Genomic DNA, 301 nt, shown 5'->3' with positions numbered 1-301 from the left:
AGTACACTATCGGTAATACGGGATATCTCTGCAGGAGAAATCTCCATAGCATACATTTCCTGAACATAATCCCCCATTGCTCGGGTACTCACTCCCATAGCGTACATCGATAAGATAGTACCTTCCAACTCATCGGTAATGATTAGCTGGCGTTTGGCCACAATCTTAGGTTCAAAAGTACCTAGGCGGTCACGACCAGTTTCTAACTCAAATGAGCCAGCACTTAGACTACGCACGGTCTTCTTCGTTTTACCGTTCTTACGGTTAATTTGCTCGTTAAGTTTATCCTGAGCAAGGTGGT

Annotated in this window: 1 protein-coding gene; it reads right to left on the bottom strand. The window is 44.5% G+C overall.

From position 1 onward, the window contains the following. Positions 1-301: transposase (locus GNY06_RS03250; protein ID WP_176589947.1), on the bottom strand; the 301-nt coding region annotated here is incomplete at both ends.

The sequence above is a fragment of the Elizabethkingia argenteiflava genome, from assembly GCF_009904105.1.
Taxonomy (GTDB): Bacteria; Bacteroidota; Bacteroidia; order Flavobacteriales; family Weeksellaceae; genus Elizabethkingia; species Elizabethkingia argenteiflava.
This window is presented reverse-complemented; position numbering and strand designations above follow the sequence as displayed.